Here is a 21,060-nt window from a genome sequence, read left to right as displayed (position 1 = left end):
GAAGGCTTGAGCTATTATACCCCAAACCTCCCCATCGTCCCTCCTCTCTTTAAACTAGTTAATAATATCTGTAAAGTAACTTTCTTTCTGATCACGTAATCGGCTGGAAACGTACTGCCTGCAAACAATTCTTCTTCCGTACTTATTATCTCCAATCGGAATTTTATATTCTTCCTCAGATAACCTTTCCCTACCATGAGTTACATTTGTTTGTTTACCATAGTATGAATTTGGAATAATTAATAAATCTTCAGATGTAAGTGGAACCTTATAAGTGGGCGTTGTTCGTAAGAGTTCTAAAAACATGTCAAATTTCAATTTTTCTTCTTCACTTTTTCCCACATAAATCAATCTATTTTCTGCTCCATTCAAACAAGTTGCAATAATATCACCATTATCATCCAAAAATATGATTTGGTTTATTTCCCCTACAAATCCCGATATTTCACCATCCGCCATTCCTGCGATATGAGCAATAGGCATTTTACTTATCGCCAATATATCATCTTTACTGAAGTGATTTTCTTCAAGATGCTTTTGAAGTAATTTTGGCGTTCCAATATGAGTTTGAGTTTTTAAATTTAACACTCCTTTTAATAAAAGAGCATCAACTCTAGTAAATTTTCCACAAGTAATTTCAGACACTATTCGTTCCACGGATTTATTAAGTCTATTTGATACAATTTCTAAATTCGTATTGAATATTTTCAATCTTGCTTCAATATCTGATTGGTCTTTCATGTCTGTATACACTGTGGCATCGTTATGTTGATAAAAGTTCCCGCCACCGGTGCTTGCACCGACATTTCGCAAAACTTCATCGTTGTTCAAAGGGGAAATGAGGTGAAATCTATTTTTCCCTGCATGTTCGGATGGGTGAATTAAAGCATCATAATTAAAAAGTGTGGCAAAAAGCCATGTGACCCATTCTGCATAAAAATATTTTTTCATTCTATCGTCTTCGTCTTCACCATAATTAAAACCTTTGCGATTTTCCCCAGGTAATAGGGTTTCCATAGGATCACATGGAATATTTTTAATAAGAGTAGGTGGTACGTTTCCACCACAATTCGCTACTTTTATCATATGTAGTAGTTTTTTCATATCTGAATTCGAAGTTTTCTTTGAATAATCAATCAAACAATTAAGCCACTCTCTTGAAAAGCTTGCAGCTATTTCTTGATCACAAGTATAAGGATTATGAGTTTTTAATTCATGGTCTATTAGATTCTTGATTTTATCCTTCAATACATTAGGAATGCTAATTTCTTCGATTTCTGTAATCTGCAGTATTCCTTTATTCATTATAAAACCTCCGTTGTTTTATTTTTTCACCATATCTTCTATTAAATAAACTACCTACTTCTTTTTTGCTCCTTTGCTTTTCGTCAGAGCTATTACAGTTACCAAATTACAGAGCATAAACGTGGAGTAAACAAAATTTCTTTTTAGTTACATTAACCCCGTAAATCTCCATTAAATTAGTATATTTAATGGAGATTTCTTTTCATACTTTACTTTCAAACTATGTTTATAGGATTTTCAATTCAAGCACAAATATTCCTTTCCCTAGAATTTTCCTAAGATTGAAATCAGAATTTTCAATACACTAATATTAACAATAAAAATATAACACGAAACCAAAAAATGTAAACGAATAGTTTTTTTATAAAAAATAGTCAGACTATTTTAAGGTAATTTGTATTTCATTGAACTAACTGTAATAAAGTGGAACTTTAATCAGCCCTCACCAATCGGGATTTTACGAGCAACAGGGCCCCCGCCTAACTTCTTTGCTTCCGCTGAATTTTGAGGTGGGGGTCTTATTACCCAGCAAATAGCGGATAAAAAAGCCCCCTAAATGATAGAGGACTTTCTTTACAAGAATATTCTATTTTAAAATCCTTACTTACCTTTTATTTTAAAAGATATTGCTGTAACTTCTTTATTAATAGTTCCGTCCCCTCTGGACTTACAATAATCTTCCCATTCGCTAACGAAATATTGCTGTCTGAAATATCACCTGTAAGTGCACAAGCTCTTGGAGATTGATATTTTCGTAAAATAATCTGATCCTCTTCTATAAACATTTCAAGAGAATCTTTTTCTACAATTCCTAAACTCCGTCTTATTTCCATTGGAATAACAATACGCCCCATGCTATCTGCTTTACGAGTAATCCCTCTTGATTTCATAAAATGCCACCCTTTATTTTTATCTAATATTACGGTACTTATTTTAGCAATAAACAACAATAAGGAATAGTTCGTATTACAGTACTTTTTTTAGGAATAAATACCAATTAAAAATAGCTTATGTTAGGATTGTTTCTTGTTTATTCTTCATTTTTAATATATTTATCCTTGATCATTTTTATATATTGTTTTCTTTCTGTTAGTTCAAATATAAATAATGCCTTTTTTATGTATGTTAAACCAACTTCATTAGAGTGCTGAACTTTCAATAAAATTGCACCTTTTTCAAAAAACAATTCACCTAATAAGTATAAAGTATTCATATTTATGGCTAATTTTATACCTATTTCACTATACTTAATCGCTTCTTCATATTGATTTGCAAGGTGTAGACATTTTGTTAACGTATGAATGAGTCTTAATTTGATTTCTTTTTCTCTAGGAAATTCTATCTTATTAAAATTAATTAAACTTTGTTTTAATATATTTATGCTTTTCTCATACTCTTCATTTTCTGCATGTATTATAGCAATTGAATTCATTATGCTTATTTCTTTTTCTGATAAAAAGTTACTACTACTTAAAGTTTGTTTTAGTGCTCTATTTAAAATGTCAAAAGCATTAATTGTTGCTCCATTTACATAATATATAGCAATCGCTTCATGCCATAATAGAAATTGTTTATCTTCTTTTGATTGGAAATTATTTTCGTTTTTCTCTTTTTTCACTATTTCGTAAAGCTCATTATATTCTTTTTGTTTCACACAATCTCTCATTACACATTTTACATTTTCAATATATTTTATTTTTTTATTTTTGGTCAGTGCAAATATATAATTTGGATCAATACCAAGTCTTTCAGATAGTTGATACAACAATATGCTAGATGGATAAATAATCCCTTTTTCTATCTTACTAATTTGGCTTTGTGAACATATTCCATGACATAATTCAGATTGTGACATATTTTTTTTCTTTCTAAGTTCTTTAATAATAATACCAAGATTGTAGAATTCCATCTTTCCTCCCTCAAATGTAACACTTTATGAGTATAAGAATATTTTCCAACTTTTAATGTAATGTAAAATTAGTATAGTTACAATTACTATTTATATGGATTTATAGTTTTTCACAAACTTGTATCACAATATGAGAAATTATTACAATAAAGTTCACTAATAACCAATGGGAGTTTTATTCATCACCACTGATTATTAGTCCACTCCAAGCAGGCGTTTACAGGTAGTTCGATTTCTTTGTCACAGCTAAATTTTGAGGTGAGAATCTTATTGCCCGCAAATAGCGAAATTAAAAGAAATAAATATGATTTTTGACCTTTATTTCTTTTAATAGTTTCTTTTGATTTTATATAAACAATTTCGAAGGGACTTATTTTATGAAAAGAATATTAACCGAAAGAGAATTAGAAGTGGCTATTTATGTAGCAAAAGGATATACAGATGCAGAAATTTCCAGAAAAATATATGTTACCCCTAGAAGAATTTCAACGATAATTAATCATATTAAAGAAAAATGGCATATTAATTCTAGAGTGGAATTAGGTATTTTAGTTTATCATTATGGTTTTATAGATGCACCCTTATTTTCTAATAAGGAAATTCAGCTATGCAAAAAGGTTGTACAGTAGATAGCAGAATATAAAAAGGTTAGAGAATTAACTTCTCTAACCTTTTTATATTCAATATTAGCTTTTAAACAGCCCTAATGCTACCATTAATCCTGTTATCTGTTCAACCTTGTATAAACACAAAAAAGAATTAGCCCTTCCTACTTTTCAAAACTAGTTACAATTCTCTCTTTCATTTTCTGTATTACTTCACTGCTCAATACTTTTTGACCAGCAGGAAGTTTTAATATGGCAGCGGCACCTTTGCTAAGGTATATTTCTTGATCATTATTTTGATTTACTACCAATATTCCTTGCCCTTCAAATTCGAAATAACTAATATCTTTTGTTTCATTTGTATTATTTTTTATTGCTTTATATAATCCATATAAATCTTTACTTCTATTTTCTCCGCCCGTTCGAATCGGTTCAGTATCATTCGCAACAATTAGTCCTTCTGGCTGCTCACCCTTCATAATAAACCACAGCTTTTCATTTGTTGGTAATAGCAATTGCTTAAATTCAGAGCTATTTAAAATTTGCTGTGCTGGAATTGTTGCATAGATTGGTAACGAAAATGGAGATGTTGTTATTTTTTCAAAATTTAAATTTTCAGAAGAACTTCCCTTACTATATTGATAATCTTTTAATGCGATCGATTGTACTGATTCACTTTTATTTTTTGATGCATAACTAATTTTACTAGCGAAAATAATAACGGTCATTAAACACATGCACGGTATCACAAGCTTAAGTAGATTTCCCATTTATGAACCCCCGCTTTTAATATTATTAGTTTGCATGGATATTATAAACAGTTTCACTCCACCAAAAATTATTATTGTTATGGAACGTACTGAAATTATGATTATAATGATCACCATACCAAGGGTCCATGTACGTTATATAATCTGTTCCATTTGTCCCTTTATAAAATCCATCAAGTACTAGAAAGTGTCCGATGTTAGCTCCATTTTGCCACATAATAAGTACAATCATCGGCTGATTACTATTAATTTGACTTTTGAACCAATCATACGATTTTGCTCCAGAACTTATAGCTGAACTAACACCATATCCCGATAATCCATATTGTATTTCACGTGAAGTTGCAGGATTATTATATGATCCACCCTTAACATACCTAACGTACTGATCTTGTGAAGGAGTTTTCCCAAAATAATTTAAAACTGAAACCGAAGTGCCTGCCCAACACCAATTTGATCTTTCTTGTAATATGTTAGGTACAGATAATTTACGGTCTATTGGTGTACTTGGAGGATTTCCATTAATATACGCTGACGTTACATATACTTTTTTTCCATCTTTAAAATAGTAAAACCAACGATTATCTAAATTTCCTGTCCAGTAATCTTTAACCGCTTCACCATACTCCCATCCTTTAAAAGATACTTTTGTATTTCCGGGAATCACATCTACAATATTTGCATTCAAACTTTTCGCCTCTCTAACATTTACATTCAATGGAGCTGTTGTCCCTGAAAATTCAACTTCTTCTGCTATTATTTTCTGAACACCAATAAAACTAAATGTGAAGAACAATAAAACCATACAAACAATAAAATGCTTTCTTCCCTTCATTTCTCCACCCCTTCATCAGTACTAAAAAACATCAACAATTCATCCTTATTAATTGTTCAAGCTTAATATTACATACTAACGAAAAATGACTTCTCATAAAGTAAAACTTTAATCAGTGGGGGTTTTATTCATCCCTCACTGATTATTAGTTAAACTAATCGGGCTTTTACGGGCTGCCCGATCCCCACCTAACTTCTTTGCTCTCGCTGGATTTTGAGGTGGGAGTCTTACTGCCCGGCAAATAGCGAGATAAATTCCAATACAAAAAAGGAGCCTATAAATTTTTATAGGCTCCTTTTTATTTCGTCGTTATTACTTAGCTAATTCTTTCGTACCCTTCATTACATCAACGAAGAATCCCCAGTTATTCACTACAGAAGAGATACTGATATGTTCATCTGGAGTGTGGACGTTAAAGATGTCTGGTCCGAATGAAATTGCATCTAATTCAGGCATCTTTTGAACGAATGCGCTACACTCAATCCCCGCATGTACAGCGAAGATTTCAATTTCTTTATTGTATTTTTCTTGATGTACTTTTTCAAATAAATTACGAATTTGTGAGTTTGGATTGTATGGCCATTCTGGATACTCTGACTCTATTTCAAATGTAGCACCAACTAATTCAGCAATATATTTGATTTCTTCTGCAACATGTTGTTTTAAACTACTTACAGAACTTCGCACTTCGTTACGTAATTTAATTTCATCTTGCAACGTTTCAATAACGCCTAAATTTGTTGAGCTTTCTACAAGACCTTTAATATCCATGCTCATACTTTGAATACCATTCGGAATTAAGAATAATGATGAAATAAGCTGCTTTTGTGTCTCTTTAGCAAATACTTTTTCAACTGTTTCATCCAATTTTGTCAGTGTAACATGAACATCTGAATCAACAGCACGCATTTCTTCTTGTAATACACGTGTCCATGATTCTAGTTTTTCTTCTACTTGCCCTACATCTTCTGTACGAATTAAAATTGTAGCTACACTTTCACGCGGAATTGCATTCGTTTTTAATCCGCCGTGAACTTCACTTATGTTAAACTCCGTATGTGCTGATAAATCACGTAACACTCGTCCTAATACTTTGTTCGCATTACCGCGTTGTTTATCAATTTCCATACCAGAATGTCCGCCTTTTAGACCGCCAACATATAGACGGTATGCATCCATATTCGCTGGTGTTTCATCCCAAATTACGGGAATTGTTTCAACAGCTTTCGCACCACCTGCACTACTTACAAGTAATTTATGATCTTCTTCAGAATCAATATTTATAAATATCTTTCCTTCAAAATGATTTGGATCAATAGCAAAAGCCCCGCCCATTGTCGTTTCTTCTTCAGTAGTGATAACGACTTCAAGTGCTGGATGCGGAATTTCTTTTGAATCTAATAAAGCTAATGCATACGCAACTGCAATACCATTATCCGCACCTAAAGTTGTTTGATTTGCATATAACATGTCCCCAATGATTCGTAATTCAATTGGATCTTTTTCAAAATCATGTACTGTTGCTTGATTTTTTTCGCAAACCATATCCATATGACCTTGAATAATAATAGCTGGTACATTTTCATAACCAGCTGTTGCTTCTTTTTTAATAATGACATTTAATGCTTCATCTTGAATGACTTCTAAGTTACGCTCTTTTGCAAAGCCCACTAAATAATCACTAATTTCCTTTTCATTACCTGATCCTCTAGGAATCTTTGAAATTTCTGCAAAATGATAAAATACAGGGTGCTTTGTTAATTGTTCTAAAGTAGAATACATTTTTCAAGCTCCTCTCAAAATGAAAAAATAGTATGTAAGTCTTTTATCATTATACCATGATTCATTATTTTACCTTTCTTTTAACTTTTATTGTTCATTTTATTTACAACACTCATACAACATTATAAGGGCGTTGTAAGCTATATCGATTTTTCTCATTTAATAATAGTCGTATACTTTTTAAAGAAACACATTAAAGGAGATAAAGAAAATGAAAAAGTTTGCAGCAATTATTACACTATGTTTATTATTTTTTAGTTTTACTATTGGCTGTGAGAGAGCGTCACTAAATAAAATTGGTAAAGATGTATATTACATGCAGATAAAAGGCGAAGGAGCTATCGAAAAAGTAGATGGTAGAAACTTACGAAACTATACGCTGCCCGCATATCATGAAGATGGTGTCAAAAAACAAATTACATTTAGAAGTACAAAAAAAGAAAACGACCATAAATTAAATGAAGACGCGTTTTTACGCCTTTATGTAGATCAAGATGATAATAGCAAAAATGAAATATCATCAATTGAAGTAAAGTCCTATGAAGAGATTCAGAAAACAGATTTACCTAAAAAAGTAAAAGATAAGTTTACTATTAAATAAAAAACAAAAGAAAATGCTCTATGCATTTTCTTTTGTTCTTTTCACTTGTATATATTTTGAACTACTATTATTCATCAGTTTCTCTAACCGATTTATATTCTCCGTTAATGCACCTTTCACAAGAGAGAAATCTGTATTGGATTCTTCTTTTTTTTCTTTAAAAAACGAAGACTTTTGTACATTGACTTCAGCCATCTCTTCTCCCCCTTTTCAAAAAGATACAACCTTTTATTTATATTATATAGCAAATGTAGAAAGAGTGTACACTTATGATTTTCTTTTTAATTCTTCTTCTAATTCTTCTACTTGCTGCAACGCATCCCCTTTTATTAAAGAGAAATCTGTTGTATCTTCGTTATCTTCTTTAAAAAAATCATTGTCATAATCTTTTACCACTACAATCACCTCTACATGCTAGTGTAGGAATGATTGTCCAATTTTATTCAACTTTGTCGGATTTTGTTTTTAATTTATGTATAGAAGAAAAGGACAGAAAAAGATTCTGTCCTTATTTACTAAAATAACTATGATGTATTGTTAAATTATATACATTTTCAAAATCCCGATCTTGCAGGTTATTTTTCTTTCCATCAATAACAATGAAAACATCACTTACTATTTTTGCTGGTATAATCCCGACATTTTCTACTTGCACTGCTTTCTGCTCATTCAATTGCTCGATATGTTCTAACGGAACGATAATACTAAATTGCGAGCGAATACCACGAAAGTTTGTATTTAATTCCTTTGCCGCTTCAAAAACAACAATTTTCGCGCCAATTTTTTCCCCATATGAATCTAAAAATACATTTAAGCTCTTTGTATATTCTTCTTCCGTATGCCATTCCATCGTACCGAAAACTGCTGGATTAACATTTTGAATAATTGTGGTGTATATTTCTCCTCTCGCTTTAGATGCAATTAATGATCGTTTTATTGATTGAACTGTCTTGCCAATATCGCTAAATTTCGCACCCCATATTTCTGAAATATTAGGCGTTAAAATGAACGCAATATCAACAAAAATAACCATTGCAGTAAACATTAAAAGATTTTTCCAGAGGGTTAAATCAATTCCTTTTATCATGAAATACACGGTGACAGATATGATAAACAAACCATACCAAGTCTTTCTAATACGTTGCTTTTTCTCTTCGTACAACTCCTCATTTTTCCAATAAAAGAAAACAAGGACTACAAAGACAATCGCTAAAACAAATAAGCCAATTCGAATGTTAGAGATCATTAATCACATCACCCTCCATTCAAAAACTACTCACGATATCATTACATGCGCAAGCCGCTCTCTTTATGACAAAAGACATGGACAAGCTTCTAAATTTAGCTACATCGCATATATATTAGAAGGTACCACGTCTTTTATCCTGCTATTTGTGGGCAGTAAGACCCCCACTGATTAAAATTTTACTTTACCATGAGTCTATATTGTATATGTAGACAAGCATTCATTTCAAATTTTCGTATTAAAAAGAAATATGTTTCGGAATTTCCCCTTCAGGTACTTCTCCATCCATACTTAAATAATAATGACGAATCGGACGTAAGTTTTCGTCTAATTCATAAACAAGCGGAATACTAGTTGGAATATTTAATGAAACTACACCATCACTCGAAAGGTTGTCTAAGTATTTTACTAGCGAGCGAATTGTGTTACCGTGTGATGAAATAATTACTTTATTACCATTTTTTAATATCGGCGCAATTTCTGAGTGCCAATAAGCAAGTACTCTCTTCTCCGTATCCTCTAAACATTCAGTTAATGGAAATTCACCTTTTTTGAGTGTTTTATATCTTTGATCGGTCGCTTCATATCGAGGATCGTCTTCAGTAAGAGCCGGTGGTCTTACATCAACACTTCTTCTCCAAATATGAACTTGCTCCTCACCATATTTTTGGGCAGTTTCATCTTTATTCAACCCCTGCAATGCACCATAATGTCTTTCATTTAGCTTCCAAGATTTATGTATTGGGACCCAAGTAAGATCCATCTCATGAAGTACAATCCATAACGTCCGAATTGCGCGTTTTAATACAGATGTATAAGCCACATCAAAAGTATATCTGTTTTTCTTTAATATTGCTCCTGCTTCTCTCGCTTCACTTAATCCATTCTCTGATAGATCAACATCTGTCCATCCAGTAAAGCGATTTTCAAGATTCCATAAACTTTGTCCGTGACGAATAAGTACAAGTTTTATCATTATAATTCCCCTTTCGGAAATGTGAATTTTATTGTTCCATTGCGTACACGTATAAAGTATCTAGTAATGTATCTTTTTATCCATTCACTCTATAACCAAACGATAGTTGCCAAATGTATGGATAAAATTTGTTCTTTTTCAAACTATAAAAACAGAAGTTTTTCATTATTTTTGATCGACTGGTATTTCCCGTTTTGATATCCAAGCATCAAAACCTGATCGACTATTTGCCATTTCATTCATAACTTGATGCCAATTGTCTTCACATGATTCACCAAATTTTGAAAAAATAGCGCCCATTTGTTGTCTTTGTACATCGCTCAATTTTTTCTCTAAATCTGCACCTTGTTCTGTTAAAGACAACTGTTTCACACGGCGGTCATGTGTAGCTTCATTACTCTCAATTAAGCCCTTTTCCACAAGTTGACGTAGTGGCCCGTGGAGAGCTTGTTTACTTATTTCTAATAATGATAATAACTCATTTACACTTATCCCTGGAAAACGTGCGATAAAAAATAAAATTCGATGATGTACTCGTTGAATGCCATATTCTTTTATAATTTCATCTGGCTTTTCAGTAAATGTTTTATATGCAAAATAAAATAATGCTAATGCCTCATTCATCTGTTCTTCTTTATGTTGTGTCATCTACTTTCCCCCTGTATGTAAATTATACCACAATCTAGTAATGAATATTTTAATCAACTTATTAGAACCTGTTTAGTCTATTGAAACATTCACTGCATAATTAGGAGATGATTCATTTGAAAAAAATATACTGTAAGTACATATTTATTGGATAGACTACACGGATTAGGAATTGAACATACATTCGGGGTTCCTGGTGATTATAATCTTGCCTTTATAGATGATGTAGTACCACATGAAAATTTAAAGTGGATTGTATTATTAGTATTGGTGTGAAGTTAACTGATACTATTACAGGCGGCTTCACACAAGGTTTTACAAAAGAACAAGTTATAGAAATCCATCCCTACACTGTGAAAATTATAGATAAAAAATACGGTCCAGTTGTAATGCAGGATATTTTACAACATTTAAGTGATTCAATTGAGCATCGTAATAAAGATACTCTTGACGTTAAGCCATTTATTTTAAAATCATCTCTTTTTACTGAAGAGTTCAATCCCAAATCACAAATGGTCACACAAAAACGTTTTTGGCAGCAAATGTACCATTTCTTACAAGAAAACGACATCTTAATTGTAGAGCAAGGAACACCTTTCTTTGGTAGTGCTGCTATCCCTCTACCTAATAACACTGCATATGTAGGACAACCGTTATGGGGATCTATCGGATATACACTGCCCGCTCTAATTGGTACACAGGTCGCCAATTTATCACGGCGCAACATTTTAATTATTGGTGACGGTTCTTACCAAGTAACTGCCCAAGAGTTATCAACTATACTACGTCAAAATTTAAAACCGATTATATTTTTAATCAATAACAACGGATACACTGTTGAACGTGCCATTCACGGCCAAAACCAACCATATAATGACATACAGATGTGGGATTATACTAACTTGCCGAACCTATTCGGATCAGAAGAAAAAAGCCTAACATTTAAAGTGGAGAATGAAACAGAGTTAACAGAAGTCTTAACAAATATAACTTTTAATAAGAATCAACTTATCTTTATTGAGGTAATAATGAGCCAAAGCGATCAACCTGAATTGTTAGCTAAACTCGGGAAAAGATTCGGTCAGCAAAATTCTTAATATAAAAAAACTAATTATACAATTGGTAGTGTAAAATTTGTTTTGAGAATAGTTTCGACACTCAAAATACATAAGGAAAAGGATGGAAAGCACCATCCTTTTCTATTTTAAGAGCGTTCTTCGACTAACGCCCCGTGTGACAAACAAAAATTCTTAATCCATCTTTAACTTTATAGCTTTTGTCGCAATAAATGTTTTAATATGCTTATCTAATATCCTTGTCCCACCAAAATCATCCTCATAAAAACCTGTCATAGCAAAACCAGCTTCAATTTGGCCTTGGATTTGGTCTTCTAAAGTATGCGCATATTCTATTGTTTGATTTGAATCGATGTAATCTTGAACTTCATCCTCTGGTAAATAATCCAATGTTGATGAAGGAATTGAATGTTTAACATCAAGAATACCTTTTTGTTCTTGGTTATCATCAAAGATCCATAGTAATGGATTTGTAAATCCAGCAATAAGAATACCTTTATTCTTTAAAACCCTAGAAACTTCATTCCATACAAGATGAACATCTTTTACAAACAAATTAGAGACAGGATTTACAACAATATCAAAATATTCATCCTCAAAGTCACCAAGGTCTGACATATCTCCTTGTACGGTTTTTAAAGTCAAACCATCCCGTTTTGCTACCTTTTCATCTTGTTCCAATTGCTTCTTAGATATATCAGTAACTGTTACATCTGCTCCAGCAGCAGCTAGAACAGGTGCTTGTTGTCCACCACCTGACGCTAAGCAAAGTATCTTTAATCCATCTAATGACTTTGGAAACCACTCTCTAGGAACTGACTTTTCCGTAGTGACTGTAATCGCCCATTCACCTGATTTGCTTTTCTCAATAATCTCGCTACTTACAGGCTGCGTGTATCTAGAACCTTCTTCAACCTTCTTATCCCATGCATTACTGTTTTGTTGTGTAGTATCCATTGCGATTAGTCCTCCAAACGATCTAGTGGCATTCAATGTGTAAGCTTATTAACTATTTATACTTTCCTTTTCCTATTAACCTGCCTGATAGTTCATACATAGTTGTTTACATTTATATTAACAGATAAATACTAATAATTACTAAAAATTCTAAAAAGAAACAAAAATATACATCTATTCCATCATTCATTTAAAATAATCGTAGAATTGGTAAGTTTTAAACAACTCATTTCCACAAAAAAAGCATTCCAAAACTGTTGACAGTTGGAACGCTTTTTTATGTTATTTCATTTTTCAAGCTTTTAACTAAATCCATTAAACAAATAAGCTACGCTTTTTCTTTTTTATTCAGCAAGAGTTAACTGCCAAGATACACCATACTTATCATTTAACCAGCCAAACTTTTTACTAAACGGATAAGAACCTAAAGGCATGAGAATTGCTCCATCCTGCGCTAGTTTATGAAAGACCGTTTCAATTTCTTCTTCTGTCTCACAAGTTACATAAAGAGACATAGCTGGAGTGAATGTAAAATTATGATTTACATAACTATCAATACACATAAACTCTTGGCCATTTAGCGTAAAAGTTGCATGAATTACAGTTCCCTCTTTACCAGGTCCATTTTCATCGTAGCGAGAAATACTTACAATTTCCGATTGATCAAATAGCGACGTATAAAAATTCATTGCTTCCTCAGCTTTGCCTTCAAACATTAAAAACGTAGTAATTTTTTGATTTGTGTTACTCATATGGAGACAGCCCCTTGTTATATATTTATGTAAAACATAAGTCGGCCAAAAAACCGAACGTATATTCCTATAAGTGTATTGTCTATAAAAACGATGAGTTTGTCAATTATCTACTTTCTTATTTCTTCTTAAATAATGCTGTCCAAAGAAATGATTCTCCAAATATCTCTTTCGGTTGTTTCATTTGTTTCATCCTTCTAATCTCAATTACCTCAAATTCTTTAAATATCTCTCTTAACTTTTCTTCCGAGTATGCAAGACCACCTTGTAGACTCCATTCTCTATATACGTCCCAATCTGTTATTTCTGATCCATTTCGCTCATCTAAATTGCCTGCTGCAAAACATGTTAATCCGAAATAACCACCCGATTTTAATGAGTTTTTAATTAAATCCACATAATTTATTCTTCTATGCGGTGGAATGTGATGCAAACAGCCCGAATCATATACAAAATCAAATTCGTTTTGAACCTCTAAATTAAAAATTGAATTACAAATAAAATGAATTTCTACCCCTTTTGCCAATGCCCTCTCTTTTGCCCAGTTAATGCCTTCTACAGATAAATCCACTGCTGTTACATCAAATCCTTGAGTCGCTAAATAAATGGCATTTCTACCTGGACCACATCCAAGTTCTAATACCTTCCCTTTTGAAACTCTCTCTTTTTGTATATTCGAAACTAGATTCTCATCTGGAACATTTTCAAAAAACGGAACATCCTTTTCTCTATTCTCATAAAACTCATTCCAAAATGGTTCTGCAGGTCTTAATAATGAATCAAGCATTTTTAAGATGTCTTCTTGTGTGTGTAACGTTTCAGTTTTCATTAATACCCCTCCATGAATTAATGGTCAGAAAATTATTATATATCTTTTTGAACTTTCAGACGAATAAAGGCTCCACATTTTAATTTTTTCTTTATTCTTTAAATTATTTTAAATACGGTAAATGAAATTATAAACTTTACTCTTATGGTGCAAATGCACGCCAACCTATTATTAAATACAAAAAGAGCCACAAATTTTTGTGACTCCTTCTGCATTAATAATTATATCAGGATTTTTTATTATATAGCGATTTCTCTATTAACAAACGATATATCTATTCATCCAGATTACCATTTCATACTTTAACGGCCACGTCTTTGCTGACCTTGCTTTGTACTACCTTTTTTATTACTTGACTTATTAAATGATCGGTTATTTTCATTTCTTGAATCACTTCTCGAGCTATTTCTCGAATCACGTCTTGATTCACTTCTTGAACCTTCGCGGCTATCTCTTTGACGATTTTGACCTGATTTCTTTGGAGCCGGCTTTGGTACCGGTTTTCCATTTTCATCTACACGTTTTATCTTCGGTTGTTCGATTATTTCTCTTTGTATTGGTGCACCAAGCGTTTTTTCAATTTCTTCTAAATGTTTTTCATCTTTCGCTGCAACGAACGTAATTGCAAGACCTGATCCACCTGCACGTCCTGTTCGGCCAATGCGGTGAATATAACTTTCTACATCTTCAGGGATATCAAAGTTAAATACGTGCGTTACACCATCTACATCAAGTCCACGAGCTGCTACATCCGTTGCGATTAAGTACTGAATTTTAGCTTCGCGGAAACTCTTCATAACTCTTTCACGTTTCGCTTGAGGTATATCACCATGAAGTTCAGCACAATTATAACCTAGTCCTTTTAAATTATCATAAAGCTTACTTGCTCTAACCTTTGTACGACAGAAAATAACTGCTAAAAATGGCTGGTCACGATCCATAACAAAACGAAGTGCATCTGGCTTTGCACGATCTGTCGTCTCAATGACACGCTGCTCAATTGTATCTACCGTTACTTCTTCACTTTGTACTTGAATCATTTGCGGCTCATCCATATAACGCTTCGCCAATTTTTTAATATCTTTTGGCATCGTTGCTGAGAATAACATCGTTTGTTTACTACCAGGTGTCTCATCTAAAATATCTTCAATATCATATAAGAAACCGAAATAAAGCATTTGATCCGCTTCATCTAGTACAATCGTTGAAAGATTACTTAAATCAATTGTTTCGCGTCGTATATGATCTAATAATCGTCCTGGTGTTGCAACAACAATATGTGTATTACCTTTTAATTTTCTCAATTGTTGTGCTACATCTTGCCCACCATAAATCGCTAGTACATTAATATCTTCTCTTTGAACAAGCATTTTTTTAATTTCAGTTGTAATTTGCAGAGCTAGTTCCCTTGTTGGTGCAACAATTAAAGCCTCAACATCACTAGACTCTGGATTGATTTTTTCTAAAATCGGTAACACAAATGCTAACGTTTTACCCGTTCCAGTTTTCGCCTGCCCAATAATATCTTTACCTGACAGAATAACTGGAATTGCCTTTTCTTGAATTGGTGTTGCTTCTGTAATTCCATTTTCACGTAATGTATGATTAAAAGTTTCACTAATTCCTAATTCTAAAAAGTTTTTCAAATAGACCACTTCTTTTCCTTATTTTTCACATTAGCTTTCATTGTACCATTTGTTTCGCTAAATATGAAAAATAAAAAAATTCTTATCTTCTTTTTTTATATTCATCCTGTACTAGATGGACAAATTCTTTTTGCTTTTTCTCGGATTTTATTAATGGTTCCATATTTGCAGAAGTCAAAATATACTTTTTAATTTTTCTATTACTCCAAATTAAACTTGTATACTTCGGATCTTCATGTAGATTTCGAAACCACTCTAATTCACTTAATTTTGCAATATGGTGTTTCAATTTCATGTCATTTCGAGGATAAAACAAAATAACATTTGCTATTACATCAAATAACGAACCCATCTTCTCCCTCCTATACCCTTGCTCAAATTATATATATTCTTTTGTACATATACATTTCAATTTTACCGAAATATACTGTTACTGATTTGGTTGAAATCGCAAAATATATGAACTAAAAAACCGATCTTTTTGATTTAGGAAAGACCGGTTTTCATTATTTTATAAAGTCAGCTTTCCTCCATGGTAGCAATAATACTGTGCTGCTTTAAGACTTTTAATCCTATTTAAAGACTTTTCCGCCCTTTCTATATCTAAGCAAAAATCCGGATTAGCTATTACTAACTCACGATTCTCTTGAACCGCTGCATCTCCTGTAATTACACAGTCTAAATTCGGCAAATATAATGAAATATGCCCCGAAGTATGTCCTGGCGTCGCTACTATTTGACATTCATTATTCAAAATCATTTGACCATCATGTACTTTTTCATCGACGGAAATATGTTTTATATTTTTTAACTGTTGAATAAACCATTTACCAAATTCTTTTTCTTCATTTGGCATACGTTCTAACATTTTTTCAGCTTGAGCCAACCTCTCTGATCTTATATCACCACTAATATAGTTAGATTCAATTTCACTAGCAATAACATTAATATTTGGATATTTCATTTTAAAATCATATAAAGCCCCTATATGATCGTCATCATAATGGGTAATAATTATATTCTTTAAGTTTTTCATCTCATATCCATGTTTTAATATTGCATTTTCAATTAAAGGTAAAAAACTTGGATATCCTGTATCGACTAACGTTAATTCATTATGTAATATAATTAAACTTGGATAAATACATTGTTTTTGCCCGTTAAATTCGAATTCAATTGGTAGTTCTATTATTTTCATTTTTCTTCCCCCATACCGCTTATAAAATGCATAATAATAACTAAATCATCCACATACATTTTACAATATATATACTATGTAACGGAACACTGTGAATCGTGGCATAATCCACATTATATTATTTTGAACAGGTAATCCCCTATTTTTATGGAAATATATAATAAGAAAAACAATAACATTGATTAATCTCTCACTTCTTTGTCTATCCTTTTAAAAAATCTATGTTTTTGTAAAAGGAGTATTTATATGGAGAAACAGACACTTTGGAAAAAGTTCAAAAAAAGCTCTGTAAACCTCGGTAAATCCAGCGTATATGAAAGTATTATCTTATTCTACACAATGAAAAAGAAAGAATTACCTACTAAAGCGAAATTCATAATATTAGCCGCTTTATCTTATTACGTATTAACAATTGATTTCATTCCAGATATAGCTGCTATTATTGGGATTGGCTTATTAGATGATGTTTTAGCAATCGCTGTAGCGCATAAATATGTTATGCGCCATGCAGATGCTGAAATTCGAGAGAAGAGCAAGGTAAAAATGGAGTCATTATTTACTTCAGCACAAGCATAATTAAACTAACTAGTCATTTACATACCTTTTTACTTTCAAAAAAAGCTAACTGTAATTAATGATAGTTCAACCTCACTGAATATTACTCTTCACTATGAGAGCATTGCAGAATAAATCCCTAAACAAAAGCATTTCTCTTAGCTCTCAAACCGTAAACAAAAAGGGTGTCAGCACGTGTTCCTAAGTTCTGACACCCTTTTATTTGTTCTTATATCTATCTGTTATACAGTTGCATGTGTCCCCTTATACAAAACTGCTATTGCCGCGACTATAAGGATCATACCCATAAAAGCAGGTGCAGCATGACCAAGCGATACATAGATTTGCCCTCCAATAATAGGACCAATCATTCTTGCTAAAGCTTGAATAGATTGACTTCCCCCTTGAATCCTTCCTTGTTCACTAGAACCGCCAGACTTTGAAAGCATCCCGTTGAATGAAGGGCCGAAAATTGAATCCCCAAAACCATACATCAGCATTCCAACGATAAGTAGTGGATAGAGTGAAAACAAAGCTGATACCGCAATAAAACTGTATCCTATAATCTCCGAAACCATCCCAAGAATTGCTATTTGTTTATCACTAAGCTGGATCAAAAGCTTTGGCATTATAAAACTTTGTGAAACAATGTCTTGAAAGCCCAAAATTGAAAACATAAGTCCGATTAGTGCAGGTTTCCAACTGAAAGTATCCATTGTAAATTGCGTGAAAATTGCTTGTAAAGATCCGTTAGGTATCCAAAGTAAAAACGCTGAGACAAGTAACCATTTTAAATTTTTCATGGAAAGTATGTTTGCTAGCTGTGCAAAAGGATTCAACCTTACAAAAGTAATCTCTTTTAACCTATTATTTTTGTCAAGACTCTCAGGCATATATTTGATCCCATATACAACATTTATTAACGTTATGATTGCTCCAAAATACATAGGTACAGTATCACCAAACTTGGCAAGTAATCCCCCAATAGTGGGGCCAATGATAGTTCCCGCACCTACAACTGCACTCACCCATCCAAAGTATTTCGTTCTCTGCTCTTTTGGAATGATGTCTGCAAAATATGCGAAGATAGTACTTATGCTCCCGCCTGTTATTCCTTCTATTATGCGTCCAGCAAATAGTACCCATAAAGCTCCTCCTATACCAAAAACTAAGTACCCAATTGCAGAACCAAATAAGCATATTAAAAGTAATGGACGACGGCCATACTTATCGCTTAAAGCTCCGAGTACTGGGGCAGCTAAAAACATGCAAGCCGCATATACGGAAGTTAGTAGTGTAACAACTAATGCTTGTTCTTCCGGATTACTTGTATATGGCTGTACTAAGAATGGGACTACAGGCATGATAATACTGAAACCTATACCACAAAGAAATACAGAAATAAGTCCGAATAGTAAAGCATGTTTATCTATGCTTTTTTCAGTTTTCCTTTCATTTTGTGATCTAAATATAGACATTTAACTTCTCTCCTTAAAACATTTTGTTGTCGTGTCAACAAAATGATAACTCCGTTTTGTTGATTAGTCAACAAAAATAACATAATAAAAAAGCAGCCTATTCTCATTAGAGTAAGGCTGCCATTTCATTATTAAAATGTATTAGGATTTAATATGTATACCTTGTTTCTTTATTTCTGCATCCAAATGTCTACTATACTTTTCCACGAAACTAATTATACTGTCGAATTCTTCTTCAGTTACTTGCTCAAATACAGCTTTATCCCGCTCTTGAAACTCTTTGTGCAGATCTTCATGGATTTTATAAATTTCTTTCCCTTCTTCGGTAAGCCTAAAATAAATTTCTTTCTTATTTTCCGACTTTTGGTAGCTTTCAATAAGGCCTTTTTGTATGAGCTTCTTAGTCATTCTACTTATAGCACCGCGAGTCACATAAAAAGCCTCTGCAAGTTGTGTCACATTAGAATCCACATTATTTTCAATATATTCAATGCAGTGGACTTCAGAAGACTTAAAACCTTTAAGACCTTCTTCCATCTTATCTTTATTAAGCCAAACCAGCTTATTATATAATTCCCTGAAACCGTTCATGACCTGTTCTTCTTTATTCATGACCTGCCCTCCTCACCGCTCATTAGTACATTAAAACTATTATATTAAATTTCTGCTTACGTTTCGACAATATTGAAATAATTATTGTAACATTCAAGATATGTGTAAAAATTGGCGCTTAAATAAAACAATTCATTAAACAGCAAATTTATTGCTACTTACAATAAACAGTAGACAAAAAGTAAGAGCTAAAATTATTTCTCTTAGCTCTTCTTTCATAAAACTATTTCACTTCATTAGCGACAAAAAAGTGCTCACATACACTTGATATGCGCTGTAAGTCCACGTTCCCACCAGATATAACCGCTACTACTTTTTTTCCTTTTATATAGCTATCAACTTTTCCTGCAAGAAGTGCAGCAGTTGCTAATGCACCTGCACCTTCTACAACAGCTTTCCCACGTTGTAATAAATCTTTCATCGCTACTTCCAGTTCTTTTTCTGATACAGTTACAATATCATCTACTAATTCTTTTACAATTTCAAATGTTAATTCCCCTGGTATTTTAACAGCGCAACCATCTGCAATAGTAGGCGCCTCATAATGTTCTACGATTGCTCCTTTATCGTAAGATGCCTTCATTCCATGAACATTATCTGCTTGGACACCAATTATATTAATCGATGGATTAAAAGACTTTAATGCTACAGAAATACCAGAAATAATTCCGCCTCCACCTATTGGTACAATGACAGTATCTACATCCCACATATCATCAAGAATATCTAATCCAATTGTACCTTGACCAGCCATTACCTCTACATCATCATATGGATGTAAGTATGTCTCACCTGTTTCCCTTATAATTTCTTCACATTTTGCCTTTGCATCATCAAATGTTTCACCATGTAAAATTACTTCAGATCCATATCCTCTAGTTGCTTCGACTTTAGCCTGCGGTGCAGAAATTGGCATAACAATTTTACTCTTAATACCGAGTAAATGAGCAGATAATGCAACTCCTTGTGCATGATTACCTGCTGAACATGCAATTACACCTCTTTCTTTTTCTTGATCCGTGAGCCGCGACATTTTATTAAATGCGCCACGAAATTTAAAAGAACCCGTTAATTGCATATTTTCTAATTTCAAATGAATTTCTCCGCCCGTTTTACTAGTCAAGTAAAAAGATTTTACTAATGGCGTTTTACGAGCATTTCTATCTAGAATCTTGTGAGCTTTTTTAATATTGTCTATATGTAATGGTAGTTTTCTAGTTATCATACTTACACCTCTTCCAATGTTCTATTCCTAAGTTTTCGTAAGTCGTAGCTCCTTT

The 21,060-nt window shown here is 32.7% G+C and carries 24 protein-coding genes and 1 pseudogene; 5 read left to right on the top strand and 20 right to left on the bottom strand.

Features of this window, described 5'->3' with window-relative positions; translation table 11 throughout:
- Positions 1–54 precede the first annotated feature (54 nt).
- The 3 genes from ACLBXA_RS17980 to ACLBXA_RS17970 all read right to left on the bottom strand — a co-directional run bounded on the left by ACLBXA_RS17980 (position 55) and on the right by ACLBXA_RS17970 (position 3,214).
- On the bottom strand, positions 55–1,305 hold the full coding sequence (locus tag ACLBXA_RS17980) for a hypothetical protein (RefSeq protein ID WP_001032355.1): 1,251 nt from the start codon (positions 1,303–1,305) through the stop codon (positions 55–57).
- 611 nt (positions 1,306–1,916) lie between these two features.
- Positions 1,917–2,195, bottom strand: a complete 279-nt coding sequence (locus ACLBXA_RS17975; RefSeq protein WP_000842214.1) for an AbrB/MazE/SpoVT family DNA-binding domain-containing protein — start codon at positions 2,193–2,195, stop codon at positions 1,917–1,919.
- Between the two features lie 140 nt (positions 2,196–2,335).
- The gene (locus ACLBXA_RS17970; protein WP_000397974.1) at positions 2,336–3,214 is read right to left on the bottom strand and encodes a helix-turn-helix domain-containing protein; all 879 of its coding nucleotides are present in this window, start codon (positions 3,212–3,214) and stop codon (positions 2,336–2,338) included.
- Between the two features lie 377 nt (positions 3,215–3,591).
- Between ACLBXA_RS17970 and ACLBXA_RS17965 the strand changes: the two genes are divergently transcribed.
- Positions 3,592–3,843 (top strand): response regulator transcription factor, encoded by a 252-nt coding sequence (locus ACLBXA_RS17965; protein WP_000821942.1) that lies wholly within the window; start codon positions 3,592–3,594, stop codon positions 3,841–3,843.
- 140 nt (positions 3,844–3,983) lie between these two features.
- Here the strand turns inward: ACLBXA_RS17965 and ACLBXA_RS17960 are convergent, their stop codons facing one another.
- The 3 genes from ACLBXA_RS17960 to pepD all read right to left on the bottom strand — a co-directional run bounded on the left by ACLBXA_RS17960 (position 3,984) and on the right by pepD (position 7,206).
- Positions 3,984–4,589, bottom strand: a complete 606-nt coding sequence (locus ACLBXA_RS17960; RefSeq protein ID WP_000527414.1) for a hypothetical protein — start codon at positions 4,587–4,589, stop codon at positions 3,984–3,986.
- A 25-nt stretch (positions 4,590–4,614) separates the two neighbouring features.
- Positions 4,615–5,424 (bottom strand): papain-like cysteine protease family protein, encoded by an 810-nt coding sequence (locus ACLBXA_RS17955; protein WP_000678376.1) that lies wholly within the window; start codon positions 5,422–5,424, stop codon positions 4,615–4,617.
- Positions 5,425–5,736: 312 nt separating this feature from the next.
- The gene (gene pepD, locus ACLBXA_RS17950; protein WP_000287540.1) at positions 5,737–7,206 is read right to left on the bottom strand and encodes a beta-Ala-His dipeptidase; all 1,470 of its coding nucleotides are present in this window, start codon (positions 7,204–7,206) and stop codon (positions 5,737–5,739) included.
- 211 nt (positions 7,207–7,417) lie between these two features.
- Here pepD and ACLBXA_RS17945 point away from each other — a divergent pair, with 211 nt between their 5' ends.
- Positions 7,418–7,807: a YxeA family protein gene (locus ACLBXA_RS17945; RefSeq protein WP_000712655.1), complete on the top strand. Its 390-nt coding sequence runs from the start codon at positions 7,418–7,420 to the stop codon at positions 7,805–7,807.
- 18 nt (positions 7,808–7,825) lie between these two features.
- On the opposite strand, the gene spoIISB is transcribed toward ACLBXA_RS17945, so the two are convergent.
- The 5 genes from spoIISB to ACLBXA_RS17920 form a co-directional block, all read right to left on the bottom strand.
- Entirely contained in the window at positions 7,826–8,002 is a 177-nt protein-coding gene (spoIISB, locus tag ACLBXA_RS17940; protein ID WP_000852629.1) for a stage II sporulation protein SB, read from the bottom strand.
- 72 nt (positions 8,003–8,074) lie between these two features.
- A complete protein-coding gene (locus ACLBXA_RS17935; RefSeq protein ID WP_000237817.1) occupies positions 8,075–8,203 on the bottom strand; it encodes a hypothetical protein in 129 nt (42 codons plus the stop codon).
- Positions 8,204–8,315: 112 nt separating this feature from the next.
- Entirely contained in the window at positions 8,316–9,053 is a 738-nt protein-coding gene (locus tag ACLBXA_RS17930; protein WP_000624981.1) for a type II toxin-antitoxin system SpoIISA family toxin, read from the bottom strand.
- Between the two features lie 238 nt (positions 9,054–9,291).
- Positions 9,292–10,029 carry a 2,3-diphosphoglycerate-dependent phosphoglycerate mutase gene (gene gpmA / locus ACLBXA_RS17925; RefSeq protein WP_447617362.1) on the bottom strand — a complete coding sequence of 246 codons (738 nt, stop codon included), beginning with the start codon at positions 10,027–10,029 and terminating at the stop codon, positions 9,292–9,294.
- Between the two features lie 165 nt (positions 10,030–10,194).
- On the bottom strand, positions 10,195–10,677 hold the full coding sequence (locus ACLBXA_RS17920; RefSeq protein WP_000191905.1) for a MarR family winged helix-turn-helix transcriptional regulator: 483 nt from the start codon (positions 10,675–10,677) through the stop codon (positions 10,195–10,197).
- Positions 10,678–10,824: 147 nt separating this feature from the next.
- Here ACLBXA_RS17920 and ACLBXA_RS17915 point away from each other — a divergent pair, with 147 nt between their 5' ends.
- Together ACLBXA_RS17915 and ACLBXA_RS17910 are read left to right on the top strand one after the other, a co-directional pair.
- Positions 10,825–10,953: a hypothetical protein gene (locus tag ACLBXA_RS17915; protein ID WP_256146025.1), complete on the top strand. Its 129-nt coding sequence runs from the start codon at positions 10,825–10,827 to the stop codon at positions 10,951–10,953.
- Positions 10,929–11,774: pseudogene (locus ACLBXA_RS17910) on the top strand (thiamine pyrophosphate-dependent enzyme); the annotation flags it as partial. The gene ACLBXA_RS17915 and the pseudogene ACLBXA_RS17910, both read left to right, overlap by 25 nt.
- Before the next feature lie 153 nt (positions 11,775–11,927).
- Here the strand turns inward: ACLBXA_RS17910 and ACLBXA_RS17905 are convergent.
- The 6 genes from ACLBXA_RS17905 to ACLBXA_RS17880 form a co-directional block, all read right to left on the bottom strand.
- Complete coding sequence (locus tag ACLBXA_RS17905; RefSeq protein ID WP_144514114.1) at positions 11,928–12,710, bottom strand: class I SAM-dependent methyltransferase; 783 nt, start codon at positions 12,708–12,710, stop codon at positions 11,928–11,930.
- A 344-nt stretch (positions 12,711–13,054) separates the two neighbouring features.
- Positions 13,055–13,462: a VOC family protein gene (locus ACLBXA_RS17900; protein ID WP_000072495.1), complete on the bottom strand. Its 408-nt coding sequence runs from the start codon at positions 13,460–13,462 to the stop codon at positions 13,055–13,057.
- Positions 13,463–13,580: 118 nt separating this feature from the next.
- Positions 13,581–14,291: a class I SAM-dependent methyltransferase gene (locus ACLBXA_RS17895; RefSeq protein WP_000846297.1), complete on the bottom strand. Its 711-nt coding sequence runs from the start codon at positions 14,289–14,291 to the stop codon at positions 13,581–13,583.
- A 302-nt stretch (positions 14,292–14,593) separates the two neighbouring features.
- A complete protein-coding gene (locus ACLBXA_RS17890) occupies positions 14,594–15,946 on the bottom strand; it encodes a DEAD/DEAH box helicase (protein WP_144514113.1) in 1,353 nt (450 codons plus the stop codon).
- Positions 15,947–16,019: 73 nt separating this feature from the next.
- Entirely contained in the window at positions 16,020–16,289 is a 270-nt protein-coding gene (locus ACLBXA_RS17885; protein ID WP_000535041.1) for a hypothetical protein, read from the bottom strand.
- A gap of 159 nt (positions 16,290–16,448) precedes the next feature.
- Positions 16,449–17,135, bottom strand: coding sequence for an MBL fold metallo-hydrolase (locus ACLBXA_RS17880; protein WP_144514112.1), 687 nt, complete (start codon positions 17,133–17,135; stop codon positions 16,449–16,451).
- Between the two features lie 246 nt (positions 17,136–17,381).
- On the opposite strand from ACLBXA_RS17880, the gene ACLBXA_RS17875 reads away from it, so the two are divergent.
- On the top strand, positions 17,382–17,711 hold the full coding sequence (locus ACLBXA_RS17875) for a YkvA family protein (RefSeq protein WP_000415089.1): 330 nt from the start codon (positions 17,382–17,384) through the stop codon (positions 17,709–17,711).
- A gap of 221 nt (positions 17,712–17,932) precedes the next feature.
- Here ACLBXA_RS17875 and ACLBXA_RS17870 read toward each other — a convergent pair whose 3' ends face one another.
- The 3 genes from ACLBXA_RS17870 to tdcB all read right to left on the bottom strand — a co-directional run bounded on the left by ACLBXA_RS17870 (position 17,933) and on the right by tdcB (position 21,005).
- On the bottom strand, positions 17,933–19,168 hold the full coding sequence (locus tag ACLBXA_RS17870; RefSeq protein WP_097890321.1) for an MFS transporter: 1,236 nt from the start codon (positions 19,166–19,168) through the stop codon (positions 17,933–17,935).
- Positions 19,169–19,309: 141 nt separating this feature from the next.
- On the bottom strand, positions 19,310–19,780 hold the full coding sequence (locus tag ACLBXA_RS17865) for a MarR family transcriptional regulator (RefSeq protein ID WP_001030909.1): 471 nt from the start codon (positions 19,778–19,780) through the stop codon (positions 19,310–19,312).
- Between the two features lie 223 nt (positions 19,781–20,003).
- Positions 20,004–21,005 carry a bifunctional threonine ammonia-lyase/L-serine ammonia-lyase TdcB gene (gene tdcB, locus ACLBXA_RS17860; RefSeq protein WP_000632966.1) on the bottom strand — a complete coding sequence of 334 codons (1,002 nt, stop codon included), beginning with the start codon at positions 21,003–21,005 and terminating at the stop codon, positions 20,004–20,006.
- Between the last annotated feature and the right edge of the window lie 55 nt (positions 21,006–21,060).

The organism is Bacillus sp. D48C (genome assembly GCF_053345735.1).
The sequence above is the reverse complement of the archived record's forward strand: the minus strand, read 5'-3'. Positions and strand labels throughout refer to the sequence as shown.

Coding starts and splice junctions, on each gene's coding strand:
- ACLBXA_RS17980 (WP_001032355.1), bottom strand. CDS start 1,305: ATGAATAAAGGAATACTGCAGATTACAGAAATCGAAGAAATTAGCATT.
- ACLBXA_RS17975 (WP_000842214.1), bottom strand. CDS start 2,195: ATGAAATCAAGAGGGATTACTCGTAAAGCAGATAGCATGGGGCGTATT.
- ACLBXA_RS17970 (WP_000397974.1), bottom strand. CDS start 3,214: ATGGAATTCTACAATCTTGGTATTATTATTAAAGAACTTAGAAAGAAA.
- ACLBXA_RS17965 (WP_000821942.1), top strand. CDS start 3,592: ATGAAAAGAATATTAACCGAAAGAGAATTAGAAGTGGCTATTTATGTA.
- ACLBXA_RS17960 (WP_000527414.1), bottom strand. CDS start 4,589: ATGGGAAATCTACTTAAGCTTGTGATACCGTGCATGTGTTTAATGACC.
- ACLBXA_RS17955 (WP_000678376.1), bottom strand. CDS start 5,424: ATGAAGGGAAGAAAGCATTTTATTGTTTGTATGGTTTTATTGTTCTTC.
- pepD (WP_000287540.1), bottom strand. CDS start 7,206: ATGTATTCTACTTTAGAACAATTAACAAAGCACCCTGTATTTTATCAT.
- ACLBXA_RS17945 (WP_000712655.1), top strand. CDS start 7,418: ATGAAAAAGTTTGCAGCAATTATTACACTATGTTTATTATTTTTTAGT.
- spoIISB (WP_000852629.1), bottom strand. CDS start 8,002: ATGGCTGAAGTCAATGTACAAAAGTCTTCGTTTTTTAAAGAAAAAAAA.
- ACLBXA_RS17930 (WP_000624981.1), bottom strand. CDS start 9,053: ATGATCTCTAACATTCGAATTGGCTTATTTGTTTTAGCGATTGTCTTT.
- gpmA (WP_447617362.1), bottom strand. CDS start 10,029: ATGATAAAACTTGTACTTATTCGTCACGGACAAAGTTTATGGAATCTT.
- ACLBXA_RS17920 (WP_000191905.1), bottom strand. CDS start 10,677: ATGACACAACATAAAGAAGAACAGATGAATGAGGCATTAGCATTATTT.
- ACLBXA_RS17905 (WP_144514114.1), bottom strand. CDS start 12,710: ATGGATACTACACAACAAAACAGTAATGCATGGGATAAGAAGGTTGAA.
- ACLBXA_RS17900 (WP_000072495.1), bottom strand. CDS start 13,462: ATGAGTAACACAAATCAAAAAATTACTACGTTTTTAATGTTTGAAGGC.
- ACLBXA_RS17895 (WP_000846297.1), bottom strand. CDS start 14,291: ATGAAAACTGAAACGTTACACACACAAGAAGACATCTTAAAAATGCTT.
- ACLBXA_RS17885 (WP_000535041.1), bottom strand. CDS start 16,289: ATGGGTTCGTTATTTGATGTAATAGCAAATGTTATTTTGTTTTATCCT.
- ACLBXA_RS17880 (WP_144514112.1), bottom strand. CDS start 17,135: ATGAAAATAATAGAACTACCAATTGAATTCGAATTTAACGGGCAAAAA.
- ACLBXA_RS17875 (WP_000415089.1), top strand. CDS start 17,382: ATGGAGAAACAGACACTTTGGAAAAAGTTCAAAAAAAGCTCTGTAAAC.
- ACLBXA_RS17870 (WP_097890321.1), bottom strand. CDS start 19,168: ATGTCTATATTTAGATCACAAAATGAAAGGAAAACTGAAAAAAGCATA.
- ACLBXA_RS17865 (WP_001030909.1), bottom strand. CDS start 19,780: ATGAATAAAGAAGAACAGGTCATGAACGGTTTCAGGGAATTATATAAT.
- tdcB (WP_000632966.1), bottom strand. CDS start 21,005: ATGATAACTAGAAAACTACCATTACATATAGACAATATTAAAAAAGCT.